Source organism: Pseudonocardia lutea (assembly GCF_042658055.1).
GTDB lineage: Bacteria > Actinomycetota > Actinomycetes > Mycobacteriales > Pseudonocardiaceae > Pseudonocardia > Pseudonocardia lutea.
Genome location: NZ_JBHSQK010000001.1, coordinates 79,507 through 92,242 on the forward strand (window position 1 = coordinate 79,507; position 12,736 = coordinate 92,242).

The following is a 12,736-nucleotide window of genomic DNA, read 5'->3' on the forward strand; positions in this document are numbered from 1 at the left end:
CGGCCCCGGCGCGGGCGGCGCACGGTGGAGACCGCCCGCCGGGGAGGCCGGTGGGCGGGAAGGACGTCATGGCATCGAACACCCTGCCCGGAGGCACCTACCGGGTCGGCGACCTCGACCTCACCCGCGTCGGCTACGGCGCGATGCAGCTCGCCGGCCCGGGCGTGTTCGGGCCGCCGAAGGACCGCGCCGAGGCGATCGCCGTGCTGCGCGCCGCGGTCGACCTCGGCATCACCCACATCGACACCGCCGACTTCTACGGGCCGCACGTCACCAACGAGCTGATCCGCGAGGCGCTGGCGCCGTACCCCGAAGACCTGCACCTCGTCACGAAGGTCGGCGCCCGCCGCGACGAGCAGGGTGGCTGGCCCCCGGCCCGTACCCCCGCCGAGCTGCGCGAGCAGGTCCACGACAACCTGCGCCGGCTCGGCCTGGACGGGCTCGACGTCGTCAACCTGCGGGTGGGCGGCGTCGAGGCGCCGGAGCCCGGGTCGATCGCCGAGCAGTTCGGGGCGCTCGCCGAGCTGCGGCAGCAGGGGCTGATCCGGCACCTCGGGCTGAGCACGGTGACCGCCGAGCAGCTGGCCGAGGCGCAGGCGATCGCGCCCGTCGCGTGCGTGCAGAACCTCTACAACGTCGCGCGCCGCGCCGACGACGCGCTCGTCGACCTCACCGCGGGCCAGGGTGTCGCCTTCGTGCCGTACTTCCCGCTCGGCGGCTTCTCCCCGCTGCAGTCCGGCGCCCTGCGCGCCGTGGCCGACCGGCTGGACGCCACCCCGCTGGCCGTCGCGCTCGCCTGGCTGCTGCAGCGCTCGCCGAACATCCTCCTCATCCCCGGGACCTCCTCCGTCGCCCACCTGCGCGAGAACGTCGCCGCCGCAGGCCTGGAGCTGCCCGCGGACGCCCTGGCGGAGCTCGACGCGATCGGACGGGAGGAATCCGCCGCGCACCGGTGAGTTCCGCGCGGCGGCGGAGTCGTAGGGGCATGAGCAACGACACCAGGTCCCGCACCACCGTCACGAACATCGGCGTGGCCATGTTCACCGTCGCCGACCAGGACGCCGCCAAGGAGTGGTACACGACGGTCCTCGACTTCGAGGTCCGCAGCGACACCCGTTTCGGGCCGAACGGCGAGCACCGCTGGCTCGAGGTCGCCCCGCGCGGCTCCACGGCCCGGCTCGCCCTCAACCCGCCCATGTACGACCAGCCCGGGGGCAGCTCGATCGGCGTGGAGACCCCGGACGTCGCGGCGGAGCACGCCCGGTTGACCGCGATCGGCGGGGTCGACCTGGACCCGGCTCCGGACGACAGCACGCCCGGGGCGCCGAAGCTGTTCATGCTGCGCGACCCGGACGGCAACCACATCGCCGTGGTCGAGGTGCCCGCGAGCGGCTGAGCGCCGGACCCGCCCGGCCCCGACCCCGGGGCCGGGCTCCATCGTCCTCCGTTGTCCGCCGGATGTCCGCCCGTTGGTGCCACGGCAGAGGTGTGGCCCACCCCGTCTGGGCTACTCTCCCGCCGATGTCCGGCTCGACGGAAGCCGCGGCCACCGGCGCGGCGCTCACGGCACCGGGGCCCCGGGTGGCCGACGCCCTGCTCCCGACCCGCAGCTTCGACGTGGCGTGCCGGCGGGTGCTCGAGTACCTGCGGCGCGCCGTCCCGCTCGGGGCGTGGGCGGTGACCCGCGTGGTCGACGACCATCAGCTCCTGCTGAGGGTCGAGGGCGATGCCTACGACCTGCCCGCCGGCGTGAGCATGCCGTTCACCCGGTCCATGTGCCACACGATGATCGAGGGCACGACCCCGCGGATCGCGCCCGACGTGCGTGAGGTGCCGCAGTACGCCGCGATGGCCGCCGCGGCGCCGGTCGAGGTCAACGCCTACGTGGGCACCCCGATCGTCAGCGGAGACGGCCGCCTGTTCGGCACGGTCTGCGGCTACGACCCCTCTCCGCAGCCCGACGCGCTGCGCGACCAGCTACCGCTGCTCGACCTGCTCTCCGGCCTGCTCTCGGCCGTGCTGGACGCCGACCTGTCCGCCACCGCCGCCTCCCGCGAGCTCGAGCGCGCGCGCCGCGAGGCGGAGACCGACGCGCTGACCGGCCTGCTCAACCGCCGCGGCTGGGACCGGTTCGTCGCACAGGAGGAGGAACGGTTCCGCCGGTTCGGCGACGTCGCGAACGTGGTCGTGCTCGATCTCGACGACCTCAAGACGGTCAACGACGTGCAGGGGCACGACGCCGGGGACGCCTACCTCCGCCGCGCCGCCGCCGTGCTGGCCGCCGTCGTGCGGCGCGACGACGTCCTGGCCCGGCTGGGCGGGGACGAGTTCGGGATCATCGCCGTGGGCGCCTCCGCGGAGGAGGCCGCCGAGCTCGTGGCGCGGGCCGAGAAGGCCTTGGCCGACGCGGGCGTCTCCGGGTCGTTCGGGCACGCGCCGTACACCATCGTCGCGGGCTTCCCGGGCGCCTTGAAAGCCGCGGACGAGGCGATGTACGAGCAGAAGCGAGGCCGGCGGGCCGGGCTCTCGCGCACCCCGTCCTGAGGCGTCGTCCGGGCCGCGCGACCCTGGAGGTGTGCAGCTCGCGACCATCCGACAGGCCGCCGTCATGTTCGCCGTGACGAACGTCGACGACCTCCTGGTCCTCGGCCTGTTCTTCGGCCGGGCCCCGGACGGCCGTGCGGCCGGGCGGGTCGTGCTCGGTCAGTACCTCGGGTTCGGCGCGATCCTGGTCGCCTCCCTGCTCGGTGCGGTCGGCGCCGGGTTCCTGCCCGGGAGCGTCGTTCCGTACCTCGGGCTGCTGCCGATCCTGCTCGGGCTGCGCGCCGCGTGGCAGGCGTGGCAGGCACGGCGGGACCGGCGGGACGACGACGGCGACGCCGAGGAACCCGGCGGGCGCGTCGGCGTCCTGGCGGTCGCCGCCGTGACACTGGCCAACGGCGGGGACAACATCGGCGTCTACGTCCCGGTGCTGGCGGGCGCGACCCGCACGGGCTTCGTCACGTACACGGCGGTGTTCCTGCTGCTCGTCGGGGTGTGGTGCGGGGCGGGGCGATTCCTCGCGACGCGACCCTTCGTCGCCCGGACGCTGTCCCGGTGGGGTCACGTCGTGCTGCCGGCGGTACTGATCGCGATCGGCGTGCTGGTCCTCGTGGAGGGCGGGGCCCTCGGGCTCGGGTGATCCGGCTCGGGTATCGGGTTCCGCCGGGAAAGGCCGGTCGGGGCGGCACGGTCGGGGCGGCATGGTCGGGGCAGCATGGTCGCCGATGAGCTCGTCACGCACCGCCCGGATCCGGGTCGTCACGCTGAACGCCCTCTCCCCGCAGTACGCCGGCGGCAGGCGCCGCCGCGGGGCGATCCGCGCGGAGCTGCGGCGGCTGGCCCCCGACGTCGTCGCGCTGCAGGAGGTCGTGCGCACCGCAGAGCTCGACGAGGCCGCCGAGCTGCTGGGTCCGGCGTACCACCTGGCGCCGCACCCCGCCGTCGCCGAGGACGGCAGCACGGCCGTGCTCGGGAGCCGATGGCCGTTCGCCCGGGTGCACCGGCTGGACCTCGACGTCACCCCGCGCGCCCGGGAGTTCCGGTGGGGCGGTGCGGTGGTCGCCGAGCTCGCCGTGCCCGGTCTCGGCCCACTGGTCCTCGCCCACCACAAGCCCTGCTACCAGCTCGGCTTCGAACGCGAACGCGAGCTGCAGGCGGTGGCGACCGCGCAGCTGGTGGAACGGCTGGTGGCGGAACGGCCGGCGCACGCGGTGCTGCTCGGGGACCTCGACGCGTCGCCCGACGCCGCCAGCATCCGGTTCCTCACCGGCCGCCAGTCGCTGGAGGGCGTGAGCGTGAGCTACCACGACGCCTGGGAGACCGCACACCCCGGCGAGCCCGGGCACACCTTCACGCCGGAGAACCCGCTGGTGGCGGCCGGGGACATGCCGCTGGTGCGCCCCCGGCGGATCGACTACGTGCTGGTCCGCGGCACGAGCCACGGCCCCACCCTGTGGGTCGAGGCCTGTGAGCTCGCCTTCACCGCCGGCGGGCCCGGCGGCACCCCGCCGAGCGACCATCTCGGCCTGGCGGTCGACCTCGCGCTGCCGGACCGGCCGCCCGGGGCCTTCGCCGACGGCTTCACCGGGTGAGATCGGGCTCAGGAGGCCCGGCGCTGCTCCTCGGCGCGGGCCAGCCGGCGCAGCTGCGCCGCGAGGTAGGGGCGGGCCCGTCGCTGCCCGCCGCGCACGGCGATCGCCGCGTCCAGCTCGCGCAGCGCACCGAGCACGGCGGTGAGGTTCGGCTCCCAGCCGCGCCGCTCGCACTCGGCGAACCACTCGGCCGGGCTGCGGTGCCCCCGCGCGGCGTTGCAGCGGCGGCACGCGACCACCTCGTTCTCCACCCACGACGGCCCGCCCTTGACCTTGGGCACCAGGTGGTCGGTCGTGGGCGCGACGAGCCCGACGCACCGGCGCCCGCACCAGACACAGGCGTCGCCGTCGCGGGCCGGGGCGGCGCGCAGCCGCTCGGCACGGCCGGGCCGGGGATGCGGGGAGGACGGCGACGACATCGCGCTCCAGTGTCCTCCGGACGGGCTGGACGCGCCGCCCGTGCACAGCGCCGCCCGTGCACAGCGCCGCCCCTGTTCAGCACACGCTCTCGCCCGTCGACCCGGCGCAGTCGGGCACGGTGACGCGGGCGACGAGCTCACGTGCGGCCTCGGGGGCCATGATCCCCCTGTGCTGACGGTGCCGCGGACCTGGTCGGAGGTGACGCCGGCCTGGATGGGCGCCGCCCTGGGCCGGACGGTCACGGGCGCCCGCGTCGTCGACGTCGTCGAGGGGACGAACTCGCGGGCGGTGGTGGAGCTGGAGTACGGGGGCTCGCGTCGGGGCTCTGCGGGGCCGTCGCGGGTGTTCGTCAAGCGCGAGGGCCGGCTGCTCCACCGGCTGGCCCTGACCGCGCTCGGCGCGCGCGAGGCGGAGGCGGACCTCGTCGGGCACGGCCCGGCCCTGCCGCTGGAGCACCCCGCGTTCTTCGCCGCGGCGACCGACCGTCGCCGGCTCGCCGCGGTGGTCGTCATGGAGGACGTCACGCTCCGCGGTGGTCGTCCGAACAGCGCGCTCGCGCCGCTGAGCGCCGAGCAGGTCGCCGCCGGGCTGGACGAGCTGGCCCGCCTGCACGCGGCGTTCTGGGACGCTCCGCTGCCGCCGTTCGTGCGGCCGTGGCGGCTCGGTCCCGCCTGGGCGCCCGTCGCCCGGGTCGGCTTCGTCCATGCCCTACGGACGCTGCGGCGCGCCGGGCACCCCCTCGGTGTCGGCGCCGGGGAGATCGAACGAGGGTTCCGGGCGTGGGCACGGATCGCCGCCGCCGGACCGCCGACCCTGCTGCACGGCGACCCCCACCCCGGCAACACCTACACCGTCGGGAACACCGTCGGCTTCTACGACTGGCAGCTGGTCCGCTCCGGCAGCTGGGTCCACGACGTCGGCTACTTCCTCATCTCCAGCCTCGCCGTCGCCGACCGGCGCGCGCACGAACGGGCGCTGCTGGCCGGCTATCTCGACGCCCTCGGTCGTCGGCCCGCCGACGCCTGGCGGCTGTACCGGGCGACGCCGGTGTTCGGCCTCGGGTCCTGGCTGCAGACCTGGGCGGCCGGCACCTTCCAGCCGCGCGACGTCTGCCTGGCCACGATCGAGCGCTTCGCCGCCGCCCTCCACGACGCCCGGCGGGAGCCCGGCTGAGGGGCACCTCGGCACACCGCCCTGCTGGCCCGTCCGCGGACCTCAGTCCCCGTCGACCAGCCGGTCGAGCATCGCCCGCATCGGGCCGAGATCGCCCTCGTGCGCGGCGACCGACGCGCGGACGTTCTCCGCGGGGTCGAGCGCGATCCAGCGGATCCGGCGGCCCGCCTCGCGGGCGAGCTGGCCGAGGAAGGCCCGCTGGGTGCGCCCGTTGCCCTCGCGGAAGGGGTGCAGGTCGTTGATCCCGGCCAGGAGTTCGGCCAGCCCGGCGACGAAGTCCGCGCGGTCGCGTCCCCGCAGGTGCCCGTCCCGGGCGAGGTCGCCGAAGAGGGCGGCGGCCCGATCCTCGAGCTCGTCCGGCGGGCAGAAGGGCCGGCCCTTGCCGAGCGCGACGGTGCGCAGCTGTCCGGCCCACGGGTAGACGTCACCGAAGACGTGCCAGTGGAAGGCCTGCAGGTGCGGCAGGTCGTAGCCGCCGGGCACGGGCCGCAGCTCCAGGCCGGCGAGCCGGGCGGCGGTGAAGTCGGCCTCGGCGGCGGCGAGCGCGACGGGATCGGTCAGGCCGAGCCGGTTGCGGAGGACGCCCGTGCGGAGATCGAGGTAGGGGTCCCAGCTCAAGCCGGTCGGGGCGACCCGTCGGGCGCGCGGTAGTGCGCGGTGAGCCGCGCGACGGCCTGCTCGGGGTCCAGCTCGCCGCGCGCGATCGCCTCGCAGACCGACAGCCCCGTGCTGCTGGGCTCCAGGCCCTCGGCCCGGACGGAGGCCAGTGCCTCGGCCACCGCGTCGCGGCAGCACAGCGCGGCGGCGGGCTCCCGGGTCACGTGCACGCCCGGGAGAGTACCCGAGCGCGCCCGCTCCCCCGGACGGACCGTTGCGGCGCCGTGATCGAGGCCACGGAGCCGCGCCGGAACACCCCGGAGAGTTGAGCGTTTGACTATTTCGTGACGACAGTGACTGACAGCCCCGTGACCCTCCCCGTCCTCGACGACGCGGGCCGCGCAGCGCTCTTCACCGAGGCCCGGACGGCCAACACCTACTCCCCCGAGCCGGTCTCCGACGCGACCCTCCGCGCGATCTGGGAGCTGGCCAAGTGGCCGCCGACCGCCGCCAACACCCAGCCCCTGCGCGTGACGTTCGTGCGCAGCGAGGAGGGCAAGCGGCGGCTGCTGCCGCTGCTCGCCGAGGGCAACCGGGCCAAGTCCGAGAAGGCCCCGGTGGTGGCGATCCTGGCCGCGGACCTCGACTTCCACGAGTACGTGCCGCAGACCTTCCCGGCGCGCGCCGAGATGAAGGACGGCTTCGAGGCCTCCGGCCGCGAGGGCCGCGAGGACATGGCGCGGTTCAACTCCACCCTCCAGATCGGCTACTTCCTGCTCGCCGCCCGCGCGCACGGCCTGGCCACCGGCCCGATGGCGGGGTTCGACCACGACGCCGTGACCGAGGAGTTCTACCCGGGCGGGCGCGAGAAGGCGCTGCTCGTCGTGAACCTCGGCCACCCCGGCCCCGACGCCTGGTACCCGCGCCTGCCGCGCCTCGACCACGCCGACGTCGTCCGCTGGGCCTGACGACCCCGTCCGCTCCCCGACCCCGACGCCCGGTCCTGCGCTCCCGCGGGCCGGGCGTCGTGCCTCCCGCCCGCACGCTGCGGTGAAAGGCCCTCGCCCCGCAGCGAAAACCGATCGCCGCCGCGCGCCGGGGCGGGTACCAACTCCGGGTATGACCGGCCCCCTCCTGCACCCGATCGTCGCCGAGGGCCTCGTCCGGGAACGGCAGGCGGACCTGCGCCGCGCCGCCGAGGTCGCCCGGCTCCGGCGCCTCGCGCGTCGGGTCCCCGCCCGCGTCCCGGCAGGGCCCTCGGCCCTGCGCCGGCGCGTGGGCTGGGCGCTGGTCGAGGCCGGACTGCGGCTCGCGGTGGGCCGGCCGGACGTGCGGGTCACGGGCTGAGCGGCCCTGTCCGGCACTCGGCCGGCGGTGCGCCGCGGCGGAACACCCGCGCCGACCCGTGCAGCGTCACGGCCCCACCGGACACCCGCAGCCAGCCGCCCTCGCGCAGCCCGACGACGGGCACGTCGTTCTCCGCGTCGTCCTCCTCGAGGAACTCGGCGAGGCGCTCCTCCCGGGTCTCCCCCCTGCGGCCGCGGCCCCGTCACCCCGACACGGTCCGCTCACTCACTGCGCCGTCACCGTCTGCACGCTCAGCTGGTCGCCCGGCAGCTGCTCCGCCGCGCAACCGGTCGTCGCGAACGGGACGAACGCCGACCGCGTGTCCCCGGGCGGGTAGACGCGCAGGCCGCGCACCGGCGTGGGCCGGCAGGTGGCGGCGTCGAAGTTCTGGACGTTCACGAGCTGCAGTCGTGCCGCGGCCGACCCACCCGGGACCAGGCGCACCTCGCCGCCCCGCTCGCCCGACATCGCCGCGGCGGCCCCGACCTGGTGCCCGTCGTCGCCCGCCACGTACGAGACGCCCGGGAACCCGCGCAGCTGGCAGGCCGCCGTGCCGGTGTTGGTGAAGACGAGCGGTCGGTAGGTCGAGCCCGCGCCAGCGTCACCCTCGCCGAGGCTGATCCGCAGGGAGGCCGTCGGGCAGTTGGGCGGGTCCGGGGTCGCTCCGCCGCCCGTCCCGGCGGCCGCGCTCGTGGCCGGGGCAACGCTCGCCGGTGCCGGCGCCGGCGTGCTGCCCGCGACCGGTGTCCCGTCCCCGACCTCGTCCGTACCGCCGGAACAGCCGGCAAGCAGCAGGGCGACGGCCGCGATCCCCGCGGCGATGCCGGGCGTGACCGTGCGGCGTGCGAACCGTGTGATCGACATGTGCTCCCCCTTCCCCCGACGCCGGGACGCTCGCCCGGCGGGCGCCGGCCGGGAGGGGTCGGCTCCTGCCAGGGAGACGGGCGACGCGACCTCCGGGTTGCGCCGAGGAACGATCCTTCTGCGCCGAACGCCTCGAGAAGGGCGTCCGGTGGCCCCTCGGGCGCTCAGCCCGCCGACCGGAGCGCGACGCGACGAGCGGCACGGGAGGCCGCGGACACCACCGCCTCGGCCGGCCCGCGGACCTGCAGGTGCCGGGCGACCAGCCCGATCGCGAGACACCAGGACACGTGCGACAGCAGCGTCCTGGGGCCGGTGCCCCCGAGGACGGCCAGGGAGGCGACGTGCAGCGCGTAGAGCGTGAGCGGGACCGCCCCCATGGCCGCGAGCGGGACGACGACCCGGGGGAACCGACCGCCGAGCAGCAGCGCGGCTCCCAGGACGGCGAGGGCGCCGCCGGTGGTCTGCGCGAGGTCGAGCGGGGTGCCGGAGTGCGGGATCTCCGCGGCGAGCCACCACCAGCTGCCGACCGGGACGGTGCCGTAGCGCTGCACGCGGAGTGCGTCGGCGCCCGATGCCGCGGTGATCGCGTCGGCGCCGCCCGCGGCCAGCAGCAGCGCGGACGCGACCGTGGCGGCGACCGCGAGGGCGGCGCCCCCGCCCAGCAGCCACCACGCCGTCCGGGCCCGGCGCAGGTCGAGCCGCCCGACGGCCAGGCCCGCGAGCAGGTAGGTCGACCAGGTCAGGACCGGGTAGTAGCCGGTGACGAGCAGGGTGACGAGGGCGGGACCCGGCTCACCCAGCGAGGACAGACCCACCTGGGCACCCGGGCCGGCCGGCAGGTCCTCGCGGAGCAGCACGCTGAACACGGGCGCGGCCCCGCACGCGACCACCGCGCCCGCCGCGAGGACGCCCGCCCGCAGCCGCAGCAGCGGGATCGCCAGCAGGATCAGCAGCCCGTAGTAGGCGAGGATCACCGCGACCGGCGGCCGGAGCTCCACGAGCACGAGCCCGAGCAACGCCACCAGCAGCGCACGCACGGCCAGGCCCGCCGCCGCGGCGAGGTGCAGCCGGGAGGGCGTCGGACCCGTGCCGTCCGGCGGGCCGAGGCCACGCCCCCCGCCCGTGCCGAGGGCGATCCCCACCCCGAGGAGCAACGCGAACAGGGCCGACGCCCGGCCCGCGGCGACCGCGCCTGTGACCGTCTCCCCGGTCGCGGTGTGCAGCGGCATGACGTGGGTGGCCATCATGCCGATCAGCGCCAGCCCGCGCGCCGCGTCGACGCCGGCGATCCGGTCCCGGGCGGGGCGGGTGCCCGGACCGCCCGCCGGATCCGTCACGGGCGGGTGGTGCCGGCTCCCACCGGGCCGGAGACCGGCACACCCGCCCGGCGCAGCCACTCGTCGAGGGAGCGTTGCGTGCTGGCCAGGTCAGGCCGGCGGTCGGGGTCGTTGCGCAGCGACTGCTTGAGCAGCGGGAGGTGCGCGGTGCGGCGGGGCAGGTGGGTGAGCTTCGCCCCGACGGCCGCCGCCCGCAGCCCGGAGATCGCGTCGGCGTGGCCACCGCGCGGCGGGTAGCCGGTGAGCGCGAAGGACACGGTGGCGGCGAGCTGCCAGACGTCCGAGCGCGGAGTGGCCTTCTGGCCCGCGGCCACCTCGGGGGCGAGGTAGTCCGGGGTACCCAGCACGAAGCCGGTCATGGTCAGCGTGGAGTCGCCGGTCCGGCGCGCGATGCCGAAGTCGATCAGGTGCGGGAACCCGGCGCCGTCGACGATCACGTTGCCCGGCTTGAGGTCGCGGTGCAGCACCCCGCGCTTGTGGGCGGCGTCGAGCGCCCCGGCGACGCCGCTCCAGATCCGGGCGGCCGAGACGTCGTCGACCGGGCCGCGCTCCTGCACCAGCCGCGAGAGCGGCACGCCCTCGACGTACTCCATGACGATGACCAGCCCCTCGAGCTGGGCCAGGCCCGGATCGGACTGCGCGTGCACGAGGTCGAGGATCTGCACGCACTGCGGGTGCCGGACCGCGGCCAGCGCGGCCGCCTCGCGGCGGATGCGCTCCTCGGTCTCCCCGTCGGGTGCGTGGGCGGACTTGAGCGCGACGGTCCGGCCGATCTTGGCGTCGTGCGCCAGCCACACCCGGCCGAAGCCGCCGGCCCCGATCCGCTGGATCAACCGGAACCGCGGGGCCCGCCCGTTCATCGGCACCGCGCCGGGCGGGACGGCACCCACCGGTGCGACCCCCGGGCCGGCGGGGAACGGGCCGGGCGCGGCGAGCGTGCCGCCCGGCCCGGTGGGCCCGCCGGGCGGACCGAAGGCGGCAGGGCCGGTGGACGGACGTCCGGGGATCGGCGGCAGCCCGCCCGGGGCGGCCGCCAACGGCGCGGCACCACCGGTGCGCGGCGGGGGCACTGCCGTGGGCGGCTGGGCGACGGGCAGCCGGCTGCTGTCGAAGTCGGCGTACGGGGGCCGCGACTCCGCGGGGGCCGGCCGGCGCTCCTCGGGCGAGGGCAGCTGCACGATCGGCTGCATCCGCTCCTTGAGCCGGTTGAGCCGTTCCTCGCCGGTCTCGGCCTGCCGCTTCGCCCGTGCCGGGCCCGCAGGCTGGAGCGAGCGGCGGATCGTCTCCCGCGAGGGCGGCGGGACCGCGCCGAGCAGCAGCACGCCGGCGAAGGCGCCCAGGCAGGCCCCGACCCACAGGTGCTCGGCGGTGCCCGCGGGCACGCCCGCGGTGAGCACGGCCAGCGCGAGGGCGGGGCCCCAGAAGAACTTGGCGGGCCAGGCGGGCCCGCGGCGCAGCGCCAGCCGGGCCTGGATCCCGACGAACAGCGCCGTGAACAGCGGCACGATGCCGAGGAGCAGCACGGCGACACCGAGCCGGGCGGTGTCGGAAGGGTCGAACGCGTCGCCCACGGTGCCGGAGCCGAGATAGGTGTTCTGGGGTCCGACGAAGCACTCGGCGGACCGCAGCGAGCGGGCCGCGGCGGTGCCGAGGCCCGGCACCGCGCCCCGGCCGGTCGAGGCCGCGAACACGCGCCCCGCGGCGACGAACACCAGCAGCGGGAGCAGTCCGGCGGTCAGCAGGCCGAGGCCGGCCAGGAGCAGCCCCCGACCGCCCCCGTACGCGGCGCCGAACCGGCGGCGCAGCAGCGCGACGAGGAGGGCCCCCACGGCCGGCAGCAGCCCGACGCCGAGGCCCAACGCCGACGTCGCCCAGGCCCAGACCCCCGGGCACGCCTGCGGGGCCACGGTGTCGCGCAGCACGGACAGCAGCTGCCCGACCAGCGCGACGAGCGTGTCCACCGGCCCCTCCTCCCCCTGTCGGAGCGCCCGGACGCCGGGCGCGATACGAAGCGCGACCGGGACGTGCCGGCACCCCCACTATGGCATCACGGGGGTACCCCGTGGCGAGCCGCGCCGAGCACAGCGTGTCGCCCGTTCGCCTTCCGCGCCACGGCCGTCCGGCGGCAACCGGACGGGACTCCCGGCCCGCGCCGGGCGGCTCACCGCCCGCCCTGCTCCCGGTACGCGTCGAGGTCCTCGTTGAACCGGGCCAGCAGGGTGCCCAGCGCCTGGCGGTCCGCCTGCGGCCAGGCCTCGAGCACCGCCTGCAACGGGCGCAGCCGGGCCGCGCGGACCAGTTCGCGCTGGGCCAGGCCCTCCGCGGTGAGCGAGACGACGACGGACCGCGAGTCGCGCTCGTCCGGCCGGACGTCCACCAGCCCGGCCCGGGAGAGCCGCGACACCTGCCGGCTGGCCGTCGGCTTGCTCACCCCCAGCCGGGCGGTGAGCAGCGTGAGCGACTGCGCGCCGTTCTCGTCCAGCGCCGCGAGCACCGGGTACGTGTAGCGGTCCACGGCCTCGTGCGCGCCGTAGCCGCCGGACCAGACGGGCTCCATGGTCCGGCGGATGAGCACGGTGATCTCGTGTTCGAGGCGGTGCAGCGAGTCCTGTCCCGGCTCCTCGGGCGCGACCGCACCAGTGGTCGTCGTCACGGGTTCACCCTTCCGCGAAAATCGGTCGTTCGGGCATGAATCGATCGTACCCGCATTGCGACCCGCAATGATGCGTCGCGCAATACCACCGCGGCCGCACGGCGTGGCGTGCCGGCTCGGGAGTCGATCTGCGCTGGTCAGCGCGGTAGCGCCCGGGCACGGACAGCGGTGTCGGAGCGCCACTTCCCGCGCACAGCGGAATGCCGCACCCG

General features: G+C 76.5%; 16 protein-coding genes. 8 read left to right on the top strand and 8 right to left on the bottom strand.

The window, feature by feature from the left end:
* Window positions 1–68 precede the first annotated feature (68 nt).
* The 5 genes from ACFQH9_RS00380 to ACFQH9_RS00400 all read left to right on the top strand — a co-directional run bounded on the left by ACFQH9_RS00380 (window position 69) and on the right by ACFQH9_RS00400 (window position 4,133).
* Window positions 69–956: an aldo/keto reductase family oxidoreductase gene (locus ACFQH9_RS00380; RefSeq protein WP_379562885.1), complete on the top strand. Its 888-nt coding sequence runs from the start codon at window positions 69–71 to the stop codon at window positions 954–956.
* Window positions 957–985: 29 nt separating this feature from the next.
* Window positions 986–1,396, top strand: coding sequence for a VOC family protein (locus ACFQH9_RS00385; protein ID WP_379562887.1), 411 nt, complete (start codon window positions 986–988; stop codon window positions 1,394–1,396).
* 125 nt (window positions 1,397–1,521) lie between these two features.
* Window positions 1,522–2,544, top strand: coding sequence for a sensor domain-containing diguanylate cyclase (locus tag ACFQH9_RS00390; RefSeq protein ID WP_379562889.1), 1,023 nt, complete (start codon window positions 1,522–1,524; stop codon window positions 2,542–2,544).
* Between the two features lie 31 nt (window positions 2,545–2,575).
* Entirely contained in the window at window positions 2,576–3,181 is a 606-nt protein-coding gene (locus ACFQH9_RS00395) for a cadmium resistance transporter (RefSeq protein WP_379562891.1), read from the top strand.
* A gap of 85 nt (window positions 3,182–3,266) precedes the next feature.
* Window positions 3,267–4,133, top strand: coding sequence for an endonuclease/exonuclease/phosphatase family protein (locus ACFQH9_RS00400; RefSeq protein ID WP_379562893.1), 867 nt, complete (start codon window positions 3,267–3,269; stop codon window positions 4,131–4,133).
* 8 nt (window positions 4,134–4,141) lie between these two features.
* Here the strand turns inward: ACFQH9_RS00400 and ACFQH9_RS00405 are convergent, their stop codons facing one another.
* Window positions 4,142–4,552 (bottom strand): HNH endonuclease, encoded by a 411-nt coding sequence (locus ACFQH9_RS00405; RefSeq protein WP_379562895.1) that lies wholly within the window; start codon window positions 4,550–4,552, stop codon window positions 4,142–4,144.
* Window positions 4,553–4,721: 169 nt separating this feature from the next.
* On the opposite strand from ACFQH9_RS00405, the gene ACFQH9_RS00410 reads away from it, so the two are divergent.
* Complete coding sequence (locus ACFQH9_RS00410) at window positions 4,722–5,726, top strand: phosphotransferase (RefSeq protein WP_379562897.1); 1,005 nt, start codon at window positions 4,722–4,724, stop codon at window positions 5,724–5,726.
* 42 nt (window positions 5,727–5,768) lie between these two features.
* Here ACFQH9_RS00410 and ACFQH9_RS00415 read toward each other — a convergent pair whose 3' ends face one another.
* Window positions 5,769–6,344 carry a Fic/DOC family protein gene (locus tag ACFQH9_RS00415; RefSeq protein ID WP_379562899.1) on the bottom strand — a complete coding sequence of 192 codons (576 nt, stop codon included), beginning with the start codon at window positions 6,342–6,344 and terminating at the stop codon, window positions 5,769–5,771.
* Window positions 6,341–6,553: an antitoxin VbhA family protein gene (locus ACFQH9_RS00420; RefSeq protein ID WP_379562901.1), complete on the bottom strand. Its 213-nt coding sequence runs from the start codon at window positions 6,551–6,553 to the stop codon at window positions 6,341–6,343. Before ACFQH9_RS00420 ends, ACFQH9_RS00415 begins: the two co-directional genes overlap by 4 nt.
* 123 nt (window positions 6,554–6,676) lie before the next feature.
* On the opposite strand from ACFQH9_RS00420, the gene ACFQH9_RS00425 reads away from it, so the two are divergent.
* Together ACFQH9_RS00425 and ACFQH9_RS00430 are read left to right on the top strand one after the other, a co-directional pair.
* Window positions 6,677–7,291, top strand: coding sequence for a malonic semialdehyde reductase (locus tag ACFQH9_RS00425; protein ID WP_379562903.1), 615 nt, complete (start codon window positions 6,677–6,679; stop codon window positions 7,289–7,291).
* A 151-nt stretch (window positions 7,292–7,442) separates the two neighbouring features.
* Entirely contained in the window at window positions 7,443–7,670 is a 228-nt protein-coding gene (locus ACFQH9_RS00430; RefSeq protein WP_379562905.1) for a hypothetical protein, read from the top strand.
* Here ACFQH9_RS00430 and ACFQH9_RS00435 read toward each other — a convergent pair.
* The 5 genes from ACFQH9_RS00435 to ACFQH9_RS00455 form a co-directional block, all read right to left on the bottom strand.
* The gene (locus tag ACFQH9_RS00435; RefSeq protein ID WP_379562907.1) at window positions 7,660–7,794 is read right to left on the bottom strand and encodes a hypothetical protein; all 135 of its coding nucleotides are present in this window, start codon (window positions 7,792–7,794) and stop codon (window positions 7,660–7,662) included. The two genes, ACFQH9_RS00430 and ACFQH9_RS00435, sit on opposite strands and share 11 nt — an antisense overlap.
* Window positions 7,795–7,895: 101 nt before the next feature.
* Window positions 7,896–8,534: a DUF4232 domain-containing protein gene (locus tag ACFQH9_RS00440; protein ID WP_379562909.1), complete on the bottom strand. Its 639-nt coding sequence runs from the start codon at window positions 8,532–8,534 to the stop codon at window positions 7,896–7,898.
* A 164-nt stretch (window positions 8,535–8,698) separates the two neighbouring features.
* Window positions 8,699–9,871, bottom strand: coding sequence for a heparan-alpha-glucosaminide N-acetyltransferase domain-containing protein (locus tag ACFQH9_RS00445; protein WP_379562911.1), 1,173 nt, complete (start codon window positions 9,869–9,871; stop codon window positions 8,699–8,701).
* Window positions 9,868–11,832: a serine/threonine-protein kinase gene (locus ACFQH9_RS00450; RefSeq protein ID WP_379562913.1), complete on the bottom strand. Its 1,965-nt coding sequence runs from the start codon at window positions 11,830–11,832 to the stop codon at window positions 9,868–9,870. The genes ACFQH9_RS00445 and ACFQH9_RS00450 overlap by 4 nt, the downstream gene beginning before the upstream one ends.
* 200 nt (window positions 11,833–12,032) lie before the next feature.
* Window positions 12,033–12,524, bottom strand: coding sequence for a MarR family winged helix-turn-helix transcriptional regulator (locus ACFQH9_RS00455; RefSeq protein WP_379562915.1), 492 nt, complete (start codon window positions 12,522–12,524; stop codon window positions 12,033–12,035).
* Between the last annotated feature and the right edge of the window lie 212 nt (window positions 12,525–12,736).